At 38.6% G+C, this 21338-nt stretch carries 10 protein-coding genes; 5 read left to right on the top strand and 5 right to left on the bottom strand.

Going from position 1 to position 21338, the window contains the following annotated elements; translation table 11 throughout:
• Window position 1: 1 nt before the first annotated feature.
• From BW964_RS06950 to BW964_RS06940, 3 genes are all read right to left on the bottom strand, one after another.
• The gene (locus BW964_RS06950) at window positions 2-1033 is read right to left on the bottom strand and encodes a bestrophin family protein (RefSeq protein ID WP_076505977.1); all 1032 of its coding nucleotides are present in this window, start codon (window positions 1031-1033) and stop codon (window positions 2-4) included.
• A gap of 128 nt (window positions 1034-1161) precedes the next feature.
• Window positions 1162-3234 carry an alpha-ketoacid dehydrogenase subunit alpha/beta gene (locus tag BW964_RS06945; RefSeq protein WP_076505975.1) on the bottom strand — a complete coding sequence of 691 codons (2073 nt, stop codon included), beginning with the start codon at window positions 3232-3234 and terminating at the stop codon, window positions 1162-1164.
• 75 nt (window positions 3235-3309) lie between these two features.
• The gene (locus BW964_RS06940; RefSeq protein WP_076505973.1) at window positions 3310-5442 is read right to left on the bottom strand and encodes a S8 family peptidase; all 2133 of its coding nucleotides are present in this window, start codon (window positions 5440-5442) and stop codon (window positions 3310-3312) included.
• Window positions 5443-5870: 428 nt separating this feature from the next.
• Between BW964_RS06940 and dnaE the strand changes: the two genes are divergently transcribed.
• The 3 genes from dnaE (at window position 5871) to BW964_RS06925 (ending at window position 16095) form a co-directional block, all read left to right on the top strand.
• Window positions 5871-10538: a DNA polymerase III subunit alpha gene (dnaE, locus tag BW964_RS06935; RefSeq protein WP_076505972.1), complete on the top strand. Its 4668-nt coding sequence runs from the start codon at window positions 5871-5873 to the stop codon at window positions 10536-10538.
• Window positions 10539-10871: 333 nt separating this feature from the next.
• A complete protein-coding gene (locus tag BW964_RS06930) occupies window positions 10872-14228 on the top strand; it encodes a fibronectin type III domain-containing protein (protein WP_084175680.1) in 3357 nt (1118 codons plus the stop codon).
• A 280-nt stretch (window positions 14229-14508) separates the two neighbouring features.
• Entirely contained in the window at window positions 14509-16095 is a 1587-nt protein-coding gene (locus BW964_RS06925; protein WP_076505969.1) for a GEVED domain-containing protein, read from the top strand.
• A 279-nt stretch (window positions 16096-16374) separates the two neighbouring features.
• On the opposite strand, the gene BW964_RS06920 is transcribed toward BW964_RS06925, so the two are convergent.
• Window positions 16375-17202 (bottom strand): ion transporter, encoded by an 828-nt coding sequence (locus tag BW964_RS06920; protein ID WP_076505967.1) that lies wholly within the window; start codon window positions 17200-17202, stop codon window positions 16375-16377.
• 61 nt (window positions 17203-17263) lie between these two features.
• On the opposite strand from BW964_RS06920, the gene BW964_RS06915 reads away from it, so the two are divergent.
• A complete protein-coding gene (locus BW964_RS06915; RefSeq protein ID WP_076505965.1) occupies window positions 17264-18361 on the top strand; it encodes a Nif3-like dinuclear metal center hexameric protein in 1098 nt (365 codons plus the stop codon).
• A gap of 3 nt (window positions 18362-18364) precedes the next feature.
• Window positions 18365-19141 (top strand): zinc ribbon domain-containing protein, encoded by a 777-nt coding sequence (locus tag BW964_RS06910; RefSeq protein ID WP_076505963.1) that lies wholly within the window; start codon window positions 18365-18367, stop codon window positions 19139-19141.
• Window positions 19142-19350: 209 nt separating this feature from the next.
• Here BW964_RS06910 and BW964_RS06905 read toward each other — a convergent pair whose 3' ends face one another.
• Entirely contained in the window at window positions 19351-21129 is a 1779-nt protein-coding gene (locus tag BW964_RS06905) for an AMP-dependent synthetase/ligase (RefSeq protein WP_076505961.1), read from the bottom strand.
• Between the last annotated feature and the right edge of the window lie 209 nt (window positions 21130-21338).

Below are 21338 nucleotides of genomic sequence, written 5' to 3'. Positions count from 1 at the left end.
TTTATACTAAAACTCCGTTTTTGGATGAAATAGGATCCGGGAGATCTGTTTCTCCTCCCATTTGTAAAAGATCGATTTCTATAGTTCTGCAAATAGAAAGCATCGGAACGTCAAACATTAATCCTCCAAAAGGGTTTTCAGAATAATCACCTACCAGTTCCATAATAATATAAATCCATCCGATAATAATACAGAAAGGAATGGAAGTCCAGATTCCCCAGTCACCTAATTTAGCAAATTCATTCACCAAACCCAGCGGAAGTAAAAGGATAAAAAGGATATTGAATACAAATGCCGTACTGGCAAACTGTCTTGGGGAAGGGAATTTTTTAATTCTTTCGGCTTGTCCCTGATAATTGTAGAACTCGTTTAAGGCATTTTGAAGCTGTACCTGGTTAAATTCCGAAATGATCTTTTTATTTTTTAATTCATTGATCTCTTTGGCTTGCTTTGAAACCAGATAAGTCGCAAAATTTTTATATTCCGATTGCAGTTCAAATTCTTCTTCGGAAAGGTATTTATGTAAAAAGATAGGGGTTCTTCCATAGTCAGGAAAACCTGCTTTGATCAGTCTGTGGCGTTTAAGGTCAATACTTTGAAATTTATCTTCTTCATTGCTGATGTGTTCCCATTCTGCGGGCACCAGAAGCTGTTCACGGAAAGCATACAGCCATGCAATATGACGGTAAACAATTCTTTTTCTGCGATCTTCCAGTTCAAAAGCTCCCATTTCTTCGTGTTCAGTATCAAAAGCGTAAATCATAGAAGCAAAAGAACGGCTTGAGTTCACGATTCCACCCCATATTTTTCGGGCTTCCCATAACCTGTCATAAGCCTGATTGTTTTTAAAACCCACCAAAAAAGCCTCTGCGGTACCAATCAGGGCAACCGGAACCCACGGAATGATCATCCAGTCCCAGTTAAAAAAATAAAAAAGTGTTGTAATCAACGTACACCAGATCGAAATCCAGATCAAATGAATGCCGGATAAGTTTAAAACCTGTTTGTAGTTGACGTATTTTGTGGTGATCATAATGCTGTGTGAAATTTGGAGTGCATGTAAACAAAAAAAATACCAAAATGATATATTCTAATGCTTATTAAATGTAATAAAAAAAACCTCTAAAAAATTAGAGGTCTATATATATTTTTTAAGGCTGATTAATAGTTCAGCATTTCTTCAATTTTTTTGCTTAGTTTTTCAGCGTTGGGAAGCATTTCTTTTTCCAGGACTAAATTAATCGGAACAGCCGGAACATCCAGAGATCCCATGGTTTCTACCGGAGCATCCAGATACTTGAAGCAGTTTTTCGAGATACGGTGTGCAAATGCTTCGGCAAATGAGTTATTCAGTTGTTCTTCTGTCAGAACAATACATTTCCCGTGTGCTTTTACCCTTTCAAAAACCAGCTCTTCGTCAAGAGGAATTAAGGTTCTCAGATCGATCACTTCCACTCTTCCGCTAAAATTTTTCACTGCTTCTTTGGCCCAGTAAACGCCCATTCCGTAGGTTACAACCAATAGGGTTCTTCCTTTTTCCTTTTCATTTTGATCTGCTTCGATAATCACCTTACCTTTTCCAAAAGGGAGGATATAATCTTCTGCAGGTTCAATAGTTTTAGCATCTTCAGTTCCCGGAACTTTACTCCAGTATAAGCCTTTGTGCTCAAGCATAATCACAGGGTTCGGATCATAATAGGCAGCTTTTAACAGACCTTTGAAATCTGCGGCATTACTAGGATAAGCGATTTTAATTCCTTTAATATTGGCTAAAATACTTTCAACACTTCCGCTGTGGTAAGGTCCGCCCCCTCCGTAAGCCCCAATCGGTACCCGGATGATATTGCTAACAGGGAATTTTCCCTGGCTTAAATAACTTGATTTTGAAATTTCAGTAATCAGTTGGTTGATTCCCGGATAAATATAGTCGGCAAACTGAACTTCTACAATAGGTTTCAATCCTACAGCACTCATTCCGGCCGTTGATCCTATGATATAGGCTTCCTGAATAGCAGTATTGAAAACTCTTTTACTTCCGAATTTTTTTCCTAAAGTAACCGTTTCTCTAAAAACACCTCCGATTCTTTCTCCCACATCCTGTCCGTAAAGAAGAGCTTCAGGATGTTTCCACATCAGTTCCTGAACGGCATGAATCGCAGCATCTACCATGACAATTTTTTCACCTCCTGCTGGTTCGCGGGTTCCCGTTTCTTCTGTAATCGGAGTCGGAGCGAAAACATGCTGCATAACCGTTTCAGGTTTTGGATCTTCAGCATTCTGAGCTCTTTCAAAAGCTTCTTCAGCTTCCAGACGCGCTTTTTTAGTGATCTGTTTTAGAAGATCTTCATCAGTTCCTGACTCCAGCAGTTGCTTTCTAAGGATCTCACCCGGATCTTTAGCCCTATGTTTTGTTAAATCTTCTTCGTCTCTGTAAAATTCTCTTCTTACCCCTGACGTATGATGACCGATAAGAACCGTTTTAGCACAAACCACAATAGGTTTTCTTTCGTTTCTTACAAAATCTACAGCCTTTTTCATCGCTTCGAAACTTTCTACAAAGTCAGTTCCGTCTACACGCATTCTGCTAAGGCCTGTAAATCCTGCTACGAAATCATAAGCATCGCAGGTTCTTGCTTCTTCTTTGGTTACAGAAATTCCCCATTCATTATCCTGTACAAGAAATATAATAGGAAGCTGATGAAGAGCAGCAAACTGTAATGCCTCACTTACTTCACCTTCTGTTACGGAATTGTCTCCAAGACTGCATATCACAACTGGATTATTTTCAAAAGTCTCTAAATTGAAATCCTGAATATATTTGATCCCCTGTGCAACCCCTGTCGTTGGGATGGTTTGCATTCCTGTAGCGGAACTTTGGTGAATGATTTTGGGCTTGTTTTCGTCGCGGCTTGAAGGGTGGGAGTAATACGATCTTCCGCCTGAAAAAGGATCATCTGCTTTTGCCAGCAGCTGAAGCATCAGTTCATAAGGTTCAAAACCTATCCCTAAAAGGATACTTTCATCTCTGTAGTAAGGAGAAATCCAGTCTTCTTTTTTAAGCTGATAGGCAGTGGCCAGCTGAATGGCTTCGTGACCTCTTGAAGTACTATGAACATATTTACAGATATTTCTGTTTTCTTCATAGATATCCGCCATCGCTTTAGCCAGCATCATGTGATTGTACGCTTTAAGCAAAATATCCTGAGAAACTTTTTCGTGAAGTGTATTTTCCATAGGAAGCAAATATACACAAAAAAACAAAATACTAACAAGCGTTAGTATTTTGTGAAGATTGTACTGGCTAAAGGCTTATTCCTTAATGACTTTTTTAGAAATAACCTCTTTTCCGGTTTTTATTTCAATGATGTAAATACCATTACTGAAGGTTGATAAATCTATGGATTCTCTTACACTGTTAATAATACCGTTTTGCAATTTTTTACCCGAAATATCATATACTGTAAATACAGATTTTTTAGGCGCTTTCAATACATGAACCTGATCTTTTGTAACAGATGGTGCCACGGCAAGGCCGCTTAATAATGAATTTTCGTTGGTTTTAAGAACATTATTGTAACCTGTTATCATGATTGAATAATTTTGCGGAGCAGTAGTCCCGGAATTGTTCTTTAATATGCCTTTATGGGAGATTTCAATTCTGTATTCTCTTCCTGCTGTTGGAGTATCAACAATCACCTGTTCAACATTGTCTACTGTATTATCTCCTTTGGTAGCAGGGGTCATTGGGCTGACAGGGTTAAGTTTCCAAGGAGTATATATAGTATTGGTAGTAGTATCTATGATCCTTACATCAATATCGTTGATCAGTTTAGAATTTCGGTCATTATGAAGATCAGACCATAAAACCCCTAAATTGTTAAATTCCGGATCTATCCATGATACGGTTACTTTCAATGGTTCGGAACCGGAAGCAATGAAGCTTTTTGCATTGGTAGTGCCGTTATTAAGTGTTTCGTCACTAAAAAAAACGGTGTTATTTGATTTTCCCACCAGCAGCTCAGCTCCTTTTTTTGCATCGATGAAGCCCCATCCAAACTGAGGGTCTGGCCCTATATTTCCAGCTTCTAATGCTGAATGTATCATTAAGGTTTTAGCAGATGCTGCATTTAAAAGATTTCCTTGAAATAACTGCTTATTGATTTGTGTCCAGAGTCCGATAATTCCAGTGACAACAGGAGCTGAATAGGACGTTCCACTTCCGGAATCAAAGCCTTGACTTCCCGTAAAATCATTGGTACTGCTCGCACTGTAGACATTTGTTCCCACTGCAATGATGTCTGGTTTAATACCTCCGTCATCCCTTGGTCCTGCACTACTATAGCTGGAATGCACGACATCTGTTGATTGATTATATCTGCCTCCGTTGCTTGTCAAAATATCTGCTGCACCTACTACGATAATATTCTTGGCCAGTGATCCTATGCCTATACAGTCATATCCCTGTGAACAGTTGTTGGGAGGAATGGTGTCTGTAGCGGCAAACTCTACAAGAAATCCGTAGGTATTTTCATAATATTTTTTACTGTTGGTATGCTCTGGTCCGTGTCCGAAAAAGTTCCCCGCAGATTTAACGATGATGTTGGATGGATTGTTATATACAATTTGATCATAATTTTGGTCGCTGGTATGGTAGACTCCCTGACCATCAGAATAAGTGTTGGGGCTTGTAAAAGTTCCTGTCCAAACCCAGGCTGCTTCCCCGGCTACTGACCGGTTAGACCATCCATTGTTAGTACCATATGAATGATTCGACAGATTAGGTTGTGCGATTATTAATTTTTGAAATACACTACTCGCCGCAGAGTTTCCGGGGAGTACGGTAGTTCCAAAGGCATAGGCATCTATTGTTGAATTGGGAGCGATTCCTTTGTAATTGAGTTCTGTTGTTGTTCCATCATTAAGTGTAACGGTAACCGGTAAATCCCGGGAGCCTAAAAATCCAGCAACAGCAGTAGCATGATCACCGTATATTAAACTACTGCTTTCTTTATTACTTATTCTGTTCGGAAAATTACCAAAAAAAAAATGGTCAGCATAAACCCTTGCCATACCGTTTACAGTACTGCCATCGAATATTGTAAATTTGATATTTTCACCATTAAAAGAACCGGCTAATCCCGAAATGTTACCATCCTGTAAAAAATCAGTATTTGAATTTAAGATTTGGTTCCTATCGGTAGCCTCCAGAAAATAGGGCTTATCACCGGGAAGAAAGCCGGCAAGGCTGCTTCTTTTTTCCTGAATTTCTTTTACTATTTCCTGATTTTTGTTTTGACCGTAACGCTTGGAAACATAGGCGTCAAACTTTTTATTATAATCAATATTCTGTCTCTCAAGCTTTTCGTTAAGGGTTTCATTGTTTTGTGCGGTCACGAGTGTCATGCATAATAATGCACTCACCAGAGTTAAATTTTTTTTCATTGAAATTGTATTGTGTTTTAAGGCCTCAAAGATATTGATAATTTCTATGTAATGTTTTGTCTGATAGTGGATTGGTTTAATTTTTAAACGTCTTTTTTATGTTTGGTTTATAATTTTATATTTGTGATTTATTTTTAACTTTTTTTATTCATTTAGTGAATTTCTGTACTTCATCCTGAAACATCATTTTGTTACTTTATAGCAGAAACAAATCCTGGAAGTGTTTTTTTATGTGGTAGTATACGATGATCGGGTAAACCATGCAGTACCAAGCGTCTTTGCAATCGTGTTATGGAGTGAAAATTCATTTTCATTATGAGCAGGATTTTATAAAAAATGATTCACCCTTCTTTTGCAGATTACTGCTGAATTTTTGAAAAAAATGAAGTAACTTTACATTCTCTTTTTTAAAAAAGTTAGAAACTTATATGTATTTAATTTTTGACACAGAAACCACCGGTTTACCTAAAAATTTCAATGCGCCCCTATCAGACTCAGACAACTGGCCAAGAATGGTGCAGATTGCGTGGCAGGTGCACGATGATGATGGTACTTTAATTGAAAATCAGGATTATATAATAAAGCCTGAAGGGTATGATATTCCCTTTAATGCAGCAAGAATTCACGGGATTACCACCAAAATAGCTAATGAAGAAGGACGGGATCTTCAGGAGATTCTAGAAGAATTTTCCAAAGTACTGGACAGGGTAAGAGTAGTTTCCGGGCACAACGTAGAATTTGATTACAATATTGTTGGAGCAGAGCTTTACAGAAAAAATTTAAAAGACAATCTTCAGGATAAACCTAAAGCCGATACCATGGTTTTAGGAACAGACTACTGTAAACTTGGAGGAGGTAGAGGCGGAAGGTATAAATCTCCTAAGCTGGAGGAATTATATGAAAAGCTGTATGGTCACAAATTTGATGAAGCGCACAATGCTGCTGCCGACGTAAATGCAACCGCCAGAGTATTCTTTGAAATGATGAGGATAGGAATTATTCCTGCCGAAGTTCTGAAGATATCAGAAGATCAGTTGGCGTATTTCAAAACACTACATCCAGACCCGATAAAACCGTTTCCTATTGTCATCAGAAGACAGGTTGCGGATTTTAATAATAAGAAAAAGCAGACTGACACCGGTAATATTGACGAAGTTGATATTGGAAAATATTTCAATTTTAACAGTCATAGCGTTTTTTCTACCCTGATGGCTACTTCCAGCATTAATGATTTGATCAAAAAAGCTTCCGATGAAAAATTTCCGGCTGTAGGAATGGTCGATATCGGGAATATGATGGGAGCCTTTAAATTTGTTTCAGCCGTGGAGTCAGCCAATTCCGACCGTTCAAAGAAGCACAAAGAATTCCTCGCTAAAAAACAGGAAGCAGAAGAAAACGGGACGGAGTTGACAGAAGAAGAACCTGTTTCAGAACCGTTGATTCCTATCGTAGGTTGTGAGTTTTACATATCAGAACGCTACGAGCAGAAACAGTTTACCAAAGATGATCCGGACAGAAGAACGCAGATGGTTCTTTTGGCAAAAGATTTTAACGGATACAAAAATCTGGCAAAACTATCCAGTATAGGATTTTTAAAAGGTTTCTACTTTGGAGTTCCCAGAATCAGCAGAGAACTTATCGCTGAATATAAGGAAGGGCTTATCGCTGTAACTTCCGGAATTCTGGGAGATATCCCGGATGCCATTCTTAATACGGGGGAGCAAAAAGGGGAAGAACTTTTTAAATGGTGGAAAGAAACTTTCGGAGACGATTTTTATGTACAGCTTCAAAACCACAAGTTGCCTGAAGAAGAACATTTGAATGAAGTTTTGTTGTATCTGGCAGATAAATACAATACGAAAATTCTTGCCCAGAATGAAACTTTTTACACCCATAAAGATGACGCCAATATCCAGGATATTGTAAGCTGTATTAAAGACGGTGAAAAATTAACAACGCCTGTCGGAAAAGGATTTGGAAAACGAAGAGGACTGACGACGGGAGAGTATTATATAAAAAATAGTGATGAGATCAAAGAAGCATTTCTGGCTTATCCGGATGCTTTCGAAGCTTATGAAGAATTTCTAGGCAAATTTAGCCCCTACACATTAAAAAGGGATGTTCTTCTTCCTAAGTTTGATATTCCTGAAGAATTTATTCATGCTGAAGATGCGGAAGACGGAGGCAAAAGAGGGGAGATGGCTTATCTGACCCATCTGACTTACGAAGGGGCCAGAAAAAGATATGTGGATACGGGAATTACAGATGAAATTAAAGAACGTCTTGACTTTGAGCTTGACGTCATTGCCAACACCGGTTATCCCGGATATTTCCTTATTGTTCAGGATTTCTGTAACGAAGCCCGTAATATGGGGGTTTGGGTAGGACCTGGAAGAGGTTCCGCAGCAGGATCTGCGGTAGCATACTGTATTGGAATTACCAACGTTGACCCGATTAAATACGATCTCCTTTTTGAGAGATTCCTGAATCCTGAAAGGGTTTCGATGCCCGATATTGATATTGACTTTGATGATGAAGGGCGAGACAGGGTCATTAAATGGGTCATCGAAAAGTACGGGCAAAGCCAGGTAGCACAGATTATCACGTACTCCGTTTTGGGAGGAAAATCAGCTATTAAAGATGCCGGAAGAGTATTAGACCTTCCGATCCCTGATACCAATAATATCGCGAAACTGATTCCGGCCAGTCCGGGAATGAATATCGCCAAAGCTCTGGCGAAATATGATAAACTGAAGCCTGAAGAGCAAATGCTGGTGGATGAAATGCGAATGGTGCTTAGTAATCCTGATGATCCGCGTTTCGACGTATTGGCGAGTGCGAAAAAAATGGAAGGGTGTATCAGGAATACAGGAATCCATGCCTGTGGGGTAATCATTACGCCTGAAGATGTAAGTAATCTTGTTCCGGTAACGATCGCAGCAAAAGATGCTGATATCCTGGTTTCACAATTTGACAACTCAGTAGCGGAAAGTGCCGGACTTCTTAAAATGGACTTTCTGGGACTTCGTACCCTGACGATCATTAAAGATGCTATGAAACTCGTAAAACAGAGACATAATATAGATCTTGATCCGGATGATATTCCACTTGATGATACGAAAACTTATCAGCTGTTTAAAGAAGGCCGCACGATCGGGATTTTCCAGTATGAAAGCCCGGGAATGCAGAAATACATGAGAGAGCTTAAGCCTACTGTTTTTGCCGATCTTATTGCGATGAACGCACTATACCGCCCCGGACCGATCAAATATATCCCGAACTTTATCAACAGAAAGCACGGGATTGAAGAGATTGTGTATGATTTACCGGAAACTGAAGAATATTTAAAAGAAACCTACGGGATTACCGTTTATCAGGAGCAGGTAATGCTTTTGTCCCAGAAACTGGCCAACTTTACCAAAGGTGAAGCCGATACGCTGAGAAAAGCAATGGGTAAAAAGCAGATCGACGTTCTGAATAAAATGTATCCGAAATTCATTGAAGGAGGACGGAAAAACAATCTTAATGAAGAAAGGTTGGAGAAAATCTGGAATGACTGGAAAGCCTTTGCAGAATATGCCTTCAATAAATCTCACTCAACCTGTTATGCCTTGATTGCTTATCATACAGCTTATCTGAAAGCTAATTTTCCGGCAGAATATATGGCGAGTGTGATGAGTAATAACATTAACAATACGGATTCTATCACCCTGTTCATGGAAGATTGTAAAAGTATTGGAGTAGATGTATTGGGACCGGATGTTAATGAATCCCAATATAAATTCTCAGTAAATGAAAAAGGGCAGATTCGTTTCGGTCTGGGAGCCATTAAAGGAATTGGAGAAGGGCCGAGTGAGGCGATTACAAAAGAGCGGGCCAACGGAAGATTTAAAAATGTATATGATTTCTTTGAAAGGATCTTGCCTTCCCAAATGAATAAAAGAGTAGCGGAAAGCTTAGTGCTGGCCGGAGCTTTCGATGAATTAGGTTCTTACCACAGAGGCCAGTATTTCGATATTGATATGGCAGGTAAAACAAATCTTGAAAGACTGATCAGGTACGGACAAAGCTTCCAGGAAAGCAAAAACGAAATGGAACACTCACTCTTTGCTGATTTTGCCGATGAAGTACAGATCGAACAGCCTAAATTACCACCTTGTCCGGAATGGCCGAATATGCATAAGCTTAATAAAGAAAAGGAAATCATTGGATTCTATCTTTCTGCTCACCCATTGGATGAATTCAAGTACCACTTTCAGTTTATGCAGGGGCAGTTATCCAAAAAATCTGTTCTGGAAAAAGATGAGGAGGAAAAGCTGGTGACGGATGAAGTTCCTATTTTGGAAAAAGATGCTCAGGACGAAACAATAGATCTTATTGAGATTGTTTCAGATGAGATGTCCATAGGTGAAGAAGAAATCATAGAAGAGGTCACGAAAAAAGCGGAACCGAAAGGAAATTTCATGTTTTTAAATCTCGATGAGGTAGATGCCTACAAAGAGCAGGCTTTTGCTAACAGGCAGGAAGAATTGTTTGAAGAAAAAAAGAAAGACTGGAAGACCCTTCAGAAAGAAAGAGAGAGTGGTGGAGCAGGAAAAGAATATACAGTGGCCGGACTGATTACCGAGTATAGGGTTCAGGATGGTTTCAGAAGCGGTGAGAAAGTAGCTTTTGTTACGCTGGAAGATTATTCCGGGTCTTATTCTTTCAGATTGGGAGATAGAGATTATATGCGACTCAAAGAAAAGCTGGAAGTTCAAAGATTTGTGATTTTCAAAATAAAGTTTGCACAGGTGAAGGACGGAAGGGTTTTCGTCAATGTCAATGATGTGATTGAGCTTCAGGAAGCTTTTGAAAGATTTGCAAAAAGCATTTCGTTGGTGATGGATGTCATGGATGTAAGGGCTGAAGATCTGGAGTTTTTCAGAACGGTTCTTGACCGGAATAAAGGAAATCAAAAGCTTAAATTCTATATTAAAAATATTGAAGATGACTCCCAGATTGAAGTGCAGTCTATGAAACATTCTGTAGATCTCAACGGAGATCTGATTAAGGAAATTCAACTCCTTCATAAATATGAATTTTACCTGAATTAATCATAACAGTATATTTAAGATAAAAAAGCGGCATTTTGTCGCTTTTTTTGTTGAAATATTAAGTCGTTATTAAGTGAAAAGATAAATATTTTTTTTGGCAATAAATTAAAATTAATCTATTTATTGTGATTTTTATCTAGTATTAATTGTTTGATAATTAAGCATTTATAGAAACATGTGGTATTGATGATTTAATATTAAAATTAAACGCATATTTAATTTCGTTTAAAAAATAAACGATTTTGCGTTTTTATTGTTAATATTTTATGATAATTTTTGAATTTAAATGGAATATTTGTTTACTTTTACCCCCTAATTTTATTTTTACTACGCATGAAAAAACTTCTACTATCGTGCTTAGTTTCCATGAGTATGGGAGCTTATGCACAGGTAGGTCCACCGCAAGCCACTAATCCGAATACCAATAACGGGTACGGATTTGCGCAAAGTAGTGGAACTTACACTTCGTTATCTGCCAGCCGAACGATCTGGCAATCCGGTGCAGCTTTAGGAACAGATGCTGTATCTGCAGCAATTAATTTACCATCAGCTTTTAAGTATAATGGTAAATCTTATTCCAGTATCTACATTAGCAATAATGGTTTTGTCACGCTTGGTACACCTGCTCTCGCAGCAACCTATGTAGGCCTTTCTACGGATACCACTACTCCGTATGAAGGAGCATTTGCCGGTTTTGCAGCGAACCTGAGACATGCAAGTACTACCACTTCTGAAATTTCATATGAAACAGTAGGATCAAAGTTCATTGTTCAGTTTACAGATTTGCAGGGAAGTACTGCTGCAGCTGCCCAGATTATTAATTTCCAGATACAGCTTGATTTAACATCAAATACCGTTACTATTGTATATGGTAACTGTGTTTCCGGAACTGCTACTTTAACGGGTCAGGTAGGAATCAGAGGGTCTGAAAGTTCAGATATGAATAATAGAACCGGTACTGACTGGACCGCTACAGCCATTGGGACATCAACAACATCCACCTGTACTTTAGGAAGTACTAACGGAGTTACTGTTCCAGCTTCCGGTCTTACCTTTACATTTACTCCCGGAACATGGCTTTCTACAGCTCCTACTTATGCAACATTACCTTTCACTGAAAGTTTTGGAACATGGGTCAATGGGAACTCAACGGCAGATCTGCCCAATGCAGCCAACTGGAGAACATGGCCGTCAAGAGGTGATAATTCCTGGAGAGCAAGTGATATTTCTCTTTCAGGATTTACAAGTGCTTCAGGATGGTCCGGCACAGGGGGGTCCAGTACCGTTTCAGCACCTGCTGTAGGAACGACTGCAAGATTTCATTCATACAATACTGTGAATGCATCAGGGTATATGGATTTATATGTTAATTTATCCACCGGTGCAGGGAGCAGAATTTTAAATTTTGATTATATTAACCCAACAGGAACCGATAATCTGAAAATACAGGTTTCTACAGATGGTGGCGCTACATTTAACAATGTAGGATCCACGTACGGAGTTTCTTCTTCATGGTCTACCAAATACGTTGACTTAGGAACCACCAGTGCAACTGCTATTGTAAGATTCCTTGGGACAGGTGATAATGGAAGTGATGATATTTATGTAGATAACGTAAATATTAATGCACTTACCTGTTTAATGCCGGATACAGTTACAGTGGGTACCTCAACAGCTACAACAGAATCTGTAAGCTGGACGATGGCAAATCCTGCCCCTGCATTTGATATTTATTATAGCACAACCAATACAGCTCCTACAAGTGCAAGTACGCCTAATGTAGTAGGGGCTACAGGCACTACTGCTACATTGGTAAACCTGGCTCCGCTTACGACCTATTATGTATGGGTGAGATCCCGTTGCAGCAGTTCTGATCAAGGTCTCTGGATTGCAGGGCCGTCTTTCACTACAAAAACATTCTGTCCCGTAGTATCTGCTCCTGCTTCTTCAGCAGTGAATGTTCCTGTAACCCCTACGTTTACATGGGCGGCAAATGCGGACGCAACTGGGTATAAAATTACTATAGGAACTACATCCGGAGGAACAGACGTACTAAATAATGCAGATGTTGGTAATGTGACAACTTACACTTTGCCTACACCTCTAAATACCTCTACGACCTATTATTATACTGTAAATTCTTATAATGCTGGAGTAACTTCTTCATCATGTACCGTAAGAAGCTTTACAACAGTATGTGGTGTGATAACCCCTAGTTATACAAATAATTTTTCGAATTTCCCTGGCACATGTTGGGGACTGGCTAATGGCGGAACACCTGCTACAGGACCGGGTACCGGTACCACAAACTACTGGGTTGTCGATGGCTTCCTGAACGTAGGAAGCACTGGTGCTGCTAAAATGAATCTTTATAGCACAGGAAGACAAGGATGGTTGAAATCTCCGGCTTTCAATTTATCTGCTGGTGGTTATAGAGTTAAATTCGATTATGGAGTAACGACATATAATGCTACAACATCCAGCCCTATGGGTTCTGATGATGTAGTGCAGTTTGTTGTTTCTACCGATGGAGGAACTACATGGAGCGTTTTGAAAACTTGGGATGTCAATAATGCACCAGGTAATACTTCAAGCACTTATATTTTCGACTTAGCGAATTTCCTGGGGGCTAATACTATGTTTGCTATCTATGGAAGCGATGGTACAGTTGATGATACTCCTGATTATGAATTCTTTGTTGATAATTTTGTGGTAGAATCTATTCCTGCTTGTGATGCTCCTGTAAATACGGCCATTTCACTGCTTACCGATTCTTCTGCTACAATTTCCTGGACTGCTCCTACGACTGCTCCGGCAAATGGATATCAGTATTATTTTTCAACAACTAATACAGCTCCTGCGTCAGGAACAGCTACTACAGCTACCAGCCAGATTCTAACTCCTTTGCAGCCTCTAACGACTTATTACTATTGGGTAAGATCTATGTGTGCTGGAACACAAAGTGGTTGGGTATCCGGATCTTTCACAACATTGGCTGTTCCGCCTGCCAATGATAACTGTTCTTCTGCTATAAATCTAGTGGTTGGAGGAGCATTTGCTCAAAATGTAGTAAATGGAACAACTGTAGGTTCTACCAATACTCCTGCATTAGCGGCCAGCTGTCTTTTAGCACCAACAAATGTGGCAGGAAATGTATGGTATAAAGTAGTGGTTCCTGCTTCTGGTAAGGTTACTATAGAAACAGATGCTGCTACAGGTACAGCTTTAACAGATACTGTACTTTCAGTTTTTGCAGACTGTACAAGTACTACTTCTATCGCTTGTGATGATGATAACGGTAATGATAACTTCTCTAAGGTTTCTTTAACAGGACAGACTCCTGGTGCCACTTTATACGCTAGTGTATGGAGATACTCAAGCTCAGGAGGAGGTACAGACGGTACGTTCCGTATTTCAGCTTACGATTCATCACTTTTAGCAACTTCAGAAGTTTCTGCAGCTAGAAATGAGATCAAGGCTTATCCAAATCCTTTTGCAGACGTCTTGAATATTTCCGATATCTCTAAAGTGAAATCAGTATCAATAGTTGATGTTGCCGGAAGACTTGTAAAAACCATCGACAATCCTTCCTCAACTCTTCAGTTAGGAGATCTTAAACAAGGATTATATCTGGTTACTTTAAACTTGAAAGACGGATCAAAACAAACGATCAAGGCCATTAAGAAATAAAATTTTATTGACCGTATTATTATATTGAATAGCAGCTGAAAGGCTGCTATTTTTTTGTATTGATAAGAGTATTGATTTGTACTTAATTGATTGATGTAAAAAAAATGTACTTGCTTAAATTTATAGGGTACATCATGAAAGAAATGTATATAATCGATTAAAAAATAATTATTTACAATATTTCTTATATATGTTTCAGTGAGTCATTCTTTTTTGAACAAAAAAAAATAGATATTGTATTTTTTTTATTAAATTAGCCAATACCATAAAATAAATTGATATGAAAAAGTTTTTACTTGCGAATTTACTAATGATTAGCGCGTCTGCATTTGCTCAGACCTATTGTGTGCCGGAATTTTCCAGCGGATGCGATGGAGGAGATATGATCGACAGTTTTACAATTCCTTCAGCTGGATTCAGTCATTTGGATACAGGATGTTCTCAGGGGGCTTATGGAGATTATACCGCGCAGACCATTACTATGAATGCAGGGGTTAATTATGCCTTTTCTGTAGTCCATGATTATTCCAATCAGAATGTACGGATCTGGATTGATTTTGATAATAACGGAACATTCGACGATACCGCACCAGAGCTTGTTGCAGCAGCAAGCAGTATAGGCCCGGATGATAATTCAGTTACCAACGGCAGCATCTCTATTCCTTCTACAGTTACACCGGGAACTTACAGAATGAGAGTGGGTGACCGTTATTCCAGCCAACCGGTACCTTGTAATACGGCAGGATATGGAGAAGCACACGATTATACAGTGATTATAGGAGCAGCTCCAAGCTGTCTGGCACCTGGTAATGTATCTTCAAGTACAGTGACTTCCAATTCAGCATCTATTTCATGGACAGCTTCTACGAGCACCGTTGGAACAGGCTATGAATATTACTATTCCACAACAAACACTGCCCCTGCAAGTACTACGGTAGCTACAGGAAGTGTAGGAGCATCTTCTACATCTGCTCAGTTGTCCACATTATCTTCTGCTACTACTTATTATGTATGGGTAAGATCTGCCTGCAGTGCTACTGATAAAAGTGCGTGGTCTCTAGGAACATCCTTTACAACAGAATGTGCCGTTGTAGTACCCACCGTAACCTACACCAATAATTTTTCAACATTTCCTGGAAATTGCTGGGAGCAGGCTTCAGGAGGTGATTCATCTACAGGACCTACCGATACGGATGAATTATGGTACAGTGGTGACTTCCTGAATTCAGGGGACAATGCAGCCAAAGTAAATCTTTACTATACCGATAATCAGGCGTGGCTGAAGACCGTCCCTTTCAATCTGTCGGCAGGAGGATACAAAGTTAAATTTGATTATGGTGTTACAGAGTTTTTAGAAACCACGCCTTCTGCTATGGGATCTGACGATGTCGTTCAGTTCCTGGTTTCAGGAGATGGAGGAAGTACATGGACCGTTCTTCAGACCTGGAATGCTGCCAACGCACCATCTAATACTTCTACTACCTATTCTTATAATTTAACTTCTTATACTGGGGCGAACACAGTCTTTGCGTTTTATGCTTCCGATGGAACCGTAAACGATCCGGAAGACTATGAATTCTTCGTTGATAATTTTATCGTAGAATCTGCATCACTGGCTACATCTGAAGTTTCCAAAGCAAAAGAAGAAATTAAAGCCTATCCGAATCCATTCACTGAGGTGCTGAATATTTCAAAATCAGACCTTGTAAAATCAGTTTCAGTTTCTGATGTTTCCGGAAGATTGGTGAAAACCATTGAAAATCCATCTTCTGCACTTCATTTAGGAGATTTGAAGCAGGGATTGTATTTTGTAACGTTGAATATGAAAGATGGTTCCAAGCAAATGATCAAAGCGATCAAAAAATAAAAAGAGAACTATCATACTTATAGAAAAAGACGGCCATATGGCCGTCTTTTTTATATTACTTATCACTCATCATGATCATTTGTTGGGTACTGGCTGTATATCTCCTGTATTCATATGTTCAAATATGGTAGGGAAAAACATGACTAGTATGAAATAAATAATGATCATTAGTACGATTAAAGAGAAAAGGATAATGACCAGACTGTTGGGCTTGTTTTTCTTTTGTGGTTCCATGATTTTTGTGGTATTGGGTTAATAGATTAATATCAATACCAAATACTAAGCTAATTTCTTGCCACACTGTTTGCAGTACCTCGCGTCGTCATCTATATCTTCATTGCCGCACTGGTCGCAGATCTTTTCCAGATTCTGTCTTTTGTTCCGCATTTCTGCTGTTACAATTCCTGTTGGAACGGCAATGATGGAATATCCGGCAAGCATTAAAATAACAGCAAAGAATTTACCCATCGGCGTAATAGGGGAGACATCTCCATAACCTACAGTAGTCACGGTAACTACGGCCCAGTAAATGGATTGTGGAATCGTTTCAAATCCGGGTCTTCCGCCCTCTACCATAAACATAAGGGAGCCGACGATCACTGAAAAGATGATCAGAAATAAAAGAAAAATATAGATCTTTCTGGAACTGTGTTTCAAAGCCCGGACGATGAGGTAGCCATCATTCATGAAATCAAGCAGATTAAAAATTCTGAAAATCCTCAGCATTCTCAGCATCCTGAATATCAGAAAGTATTTCGTCACAGGGAAAAAGAAACTCAGATAGAAAGGAACAAGTGCCAGAAAATCGATAATTCCGAAAAAACTGAAAACATAGCTCTTCTTATTTTTTAAAACACTGATCCGCATCCAGTATTCAGCGGTAAAGAAGATAGAAATAATCCATTCCAGGATCAGAAATGTGTAATGAAATCTTTTGTCAAGCTGAGGTACACTTTCCATCATAATAATGGCGGTACTAATAAGGATCAGAGATAATAATGTGATGTCAAATAACTTCCCGAGTTTAGTGTCGGCACGGTAAATGACCCTGTAAAGAAACCTTTTCCAAAGTTTATCTTCAGGAACAAGATTATGTTCTCTTTCCATTTTTAATGTTTTTTAAAATTAACAAATTATCGTTATTTTCGTAGCAAACATACAGAATAAAATGACAATAAGCGAAGTAATTTCAAAAATAGAGCACCGTATTCCCCTGCAGCAGGCAGAAGATTTTGACAATGTAGGATTGCTTTGTGGGGTTCCGGGCAGGAATGTCAGCGGGATACTGGTCTGCCATGATGCATTGGAGCATGTTGTGGAGGAGGCTATTCAGAAAAACTGTAACCTGATTGTATGTTTTCATCCCATTATTTTTTCGGGATTAAAATCACTGACAGGAAAGAATTATGTAGAAAGAGCAGTGCTAAAAGCGATTGAAAATAAAATCGCCATTTATGCCATACATACAGCATTTGATAATGACTTCTTTGGCGTTAACCACGGAATATGCGGCCATTTAGGATTGAAAGACCTCAAAATTCTTCAGCCTAAAAAAAATAATCTGAAACAATTGACTGTTTTTGTCCCTAAAGACCATTCTGACAAAGTAAAAGAAGCTCTTTTCTCTGCGGGTGCCGGAAATATCGGTTTTTATGATGAGTGCAGTTTCAAGCTCAACGGAAACGGGACTTTCAGACCTGTGGAAGGCTCCAATCCATTCTCGGGACAACAAAACATCCGTGAAAATGCAGATGAAGACATGATCTCTGTTATCTTTGAAGGCTATAAGCAGAATGCGATCCTTTCAGCAATGAAGGCTGCACATCCTTATGAAGAAGTAGCGCATCAGATTTATCAGCTGGATAATGAAAATCAGCACTCCGGTTTGGGGATGTATGGCGAACTTCAGGAGGAAATGGAGGAAAAGGATTTTTTAAGACTTGTCAAAGAAAAATTCGGGCTTGAGATCATCAGACATTCAGATTTTACCCATAAAAAAATCAAAAGAGTAGGCGTTCTTGGAGGATCCGGAGCGAGCGGAATAAAATCAGCTTTGTCAAAGAAATGTGATGCTTATCTTACCGGAGACATCAAATACCACGATTATTTCATGGCGGAATCCAAAATGCTGATCTGTGACATAGGTCATTATGAATCAGAACAATTTGTAACTCAACAATTATTTGAAATTTTGTCACAAAAATTTAGTACATTTGCAATTTCAAAATCTATTGAAAAAACAAACCCAGTAAATTATTTCATTTAAGATATGGCAAAAACCAACGATATTTCAGTTGAAGAAAAATTAAGAGCTTTATACGATTTACAGATCATTGATTCAAGATTGGATGAAATCCGAAATACCAGAGGAGAATTGCCAATTGAAGTTGAAGATCTTGAAATTGAGATTGAAGGACTTGAAAAAAGAGCTGAAAAATTTCATGCAGATATCAAAGATCAGGACGACCAGATCAAAACAAAGCATGAAGTGATCAACCATGCAAAAACTTTAATTGAAAAATACAAATCTCAGCAGGATACGGTAAGAAACAATAAAGAGTTTGAAGCATTAGGAAAAGAAATGGAATTCCAGGAGTTGGAAATTCAGCTTGCTGATAAAAGAATTAAAGAATTCGGAGTTAAAATTGCTCACAAAAATGAAACTTTAAGCGAACTTAATGGGAAAATCAGTGATTTAAAGAACCATTTAAAATTCAAAAAAGAAGAATTAAACGGTCTTGTTTCTGAAACTCAAAAAGAAGAAGACTACTTAATAGAGCAGTCTAAAGAGTATGCAAGTAAGATTGACGAAAGATTATTGGCTTCATATAACAGAATCAGAAAGAGCTCTATCAACGGTTTGGCTGTTGTAGGATTAGAAAGAGGGGCGCCAAAAGGTTCATTCTTTACCATTCCGCCTCAGAAGCAAATGGAGATCGCACAGAGAAAGAAAATCATTATTGATGAGCACTCAGGAAAAATTCTTGTAGATGACGAATTGGTAATGGAAGAAAACGACAGAATGAAATCCGTAATTAAATTCTAATTGCGATTTTAAATCATATAAAAAAATGTGTTTCAGAAATGAAGCACATTTTTTTTGGTATAAGATTTTAGCTAAACGTTTGAGATTGGATTCTCTTCGAGACTAAAACTCCTTTGTCCTGAATTGAAACTTTACGATTGATAAAAGTTTAAGATCCTTGTGTTGATAATAAAAAAGCTGCTTCATTTCTGAAACAGCTCATTGTATCTTTATTCGTGATGCTCGTACATCTTGTTGTATAAATCCATAAATTTCTCCTTGACAGCTTTTCTTTTAAGCTTTAAAGTAGGAGTAAGCAATCCTGTTTCGATGGCCCATACTTCAGGAGTAAGCTCAACTCTTTTAATTTTTTCCCAGTTTCCGAGGTGTTCGTTGATGCCTTCCATTTCCTTTTCAATTCTCTCCTTTAATTCCGGACTTTTTGCAATTTCTGCCGGAGTAGATCCTATAGTAAGGTTGTTTCTCATGGCCCAGTTTTTAGCAAATTCAAAGTCAGGCTGTACCAATGCACACGGCATTTTTTCACCATCACCGACCACCATGATCTGTTCAATGAATTTAGATGCTTTTGCCAGATTTTCAATCATTTGGGGAGCAATATATTTTCCTCCTGACGTTTTGAACATTTCTTTTTTACGGTCAGTGATCTGTAAAAAGCCTTCAGCATCGATATGTCCGATATCCCCTGTTTTGAAAAATCCATCCTCAGTAAATGCTTCTCTGGTCATTTCTTCAGCTTTAAAATAACCTTTAAAAACGGAAGGTCCTTTAACGGTAATTTCACCATCTTCCTGAATCTTTACCTGTAAGTTATCCAGTGGAGCACCTACAGTTCCTACCTTCATTTTATCAAAACTGTTGACAGCAATGACCGGTGACGTTTCTGTTAAGCCATATCCTTCCAGAATAGGAATTCCGGCATTCTGGAACATCATATTCAATCGGGTGGACAAAGCGGCAGAACCGGAAACCAGCGTGATAATTTCACCTCCCAAACCTTCTCTCCATTTAGAAAAAACCAGTTTGTCGGCGATGATTTCCTGCAGTCCGGACGGTTTTCCAATCACCTTCTTTTTGCTGATTAAATTCAGAGCCCAGAAGAATATTTTTGATTTCAGACCGCCTGCAGACGAACCTGTATTGTAAATCTTATCATACACTTTTTCTACCAATCTCGGCACCACCGTCATATAATGGGGCTTCACTTCTTTTATATTTTCGCCCATTTTATCAATGCTTTCAGCGAAGTAGATAGAAAATCCACTATACTGGTAAAGATAGAAAAGCATTCTTTCAAAAATATGACAGATCGGAAGGAAGCTTAATGCTCTTGAATCCTTGTAGTCGAGGCTTTTTTTCTTTGGAATTCTTGGAATAGCACCCAGAACATTGGAAACAATATTATGATGAGTAAGCATTACTCCTTTGGGCCTTCCTGTAGTTCCTGAAGTATAAATAATAGTGGCCAGATCTTCAGAATTGATCGCATTGGAAAGATCTTCTACTTCAATTTGGGTAGAATCATCCTCTCCGAGATCCATAATTTCTCTCCAGTTGGCCGCTCCGCTTATATTGTCGAAGGTAAAAATGCCCTGAAGAGAAGGAATATTATGTTTTACCTTCATCACCTTGGTGAGAAGTTCCTTGTCAGATACAAAACAGTACTGTATTTCAGCATTATTAAAGATGAATTCATAATCTTCAGCCGAAATACTCGGATAAACAGGAACGGAAACCACACCGATCTGAGACAATCCAAAATCCATCACTGCCCATTCTGTACGGGAATTGGTAGTGATGAGAGCGATTTTATCTCCAGGTTTTATCCCCAGTTTCAAAAGTCCTCTGGATATTTTATTTCCCTGATTGATAAACTCTAACGTCGAAGTTTTTTTCCATTCGCCCTGATATTTGGTTACAAACATATCCGTTTTAGGAAATTTTTCTAAAGCGTAGTGTGGAATATCGAATAATCTTTTGATTGTCATGATTTTTTAAGCAATTTTTAAAGAATTTTAAATATAAGCATTTTTTTTAATTGTAGTAAAGACAAATCACCAATTGAAAATTAATTGAATGCCTGCCATAACAAACAAAGAATTCATGATCATGATCTAAAAAATACCGTGCTTTATAGTATTTAACCTGGACCTGAATTTTAGTCTGTATCACCTTCAGTCCCTGATCTCTGCCACCT

Source organism: Chryseobacterium shigense (assembly GCF_900156575.1).
GTDB classification, from domain to species: Bacteria; Bacteroidota; Bacteroidia; order Flavobacteriales; family Weeksellaceae; genus Chryseobacterium; species Chryseobacterium shigense.
The sequence above is the reverse complement of the archived record's forward strand: the minus strand, read 5'-3'. Positions and strand labels throughout refer to the sequence as shown.